Source organism: Neisseria sp. HMSC055H02 (assembly GCF_001813335.1).
In the GTDB taxonomy this organism is placed as follows: Bacteria; Pseudomonadota; Gammaproteobacteria; order Burkholderiales; family Neisseriaceae; genus Neisseria; species Neisseria sicca_C.
In genome coordinates this window covers 1-286 of sequence record NZ_KV812058.1, presented here as the reverse complement: position 1 = coordinate 286, position 286 = coordinate 1, and the positions used below count along the sequence as shown (strand labels likewise).

At 56.6% G+C, this 286-nt stretch carries 1 protein-coding gene; it reads right to left on the bottom strand.

Features of this window, described 5'->3' with window-relative positions; translation table 11 throughout:
- Nucleotides 1-286 (bottom strand): hemagglutinin repeat-containing protein (locus HMPREF2907_RS00235; RefSeq protein WP_210388573.1); only part of this gene is annotated, 286 nt, incomplete at both ends.

Below are 286 nucleotides of genomic sequence, written 5' to 3'. Positions count from 1 at the left end.
GAGGCATGGTCTGCTTTGACTTTGCTTTGGCTGTAACTGCCGCTTGCACTGAGTCCGTAGCCGACGGTAACTTGGACGTTGCCGTTTTGCTGTTTGCCCTGATAGGTTTCTGTGTCTTGAACGCTTCGGATGCGGAGGCTTTGTGCGTCCAACCCTATGCCTTTGCCGATGATTTGCGCGCCTTTGAGGGTGGTATCTCCGCCGCTTCGGATGGTGGTTTGTCCGGCCGTGCTGCCGACATGGGTGTGGCGGTGAGCTGCTTTTGTCTGATTGCTGTGGCGCCTTG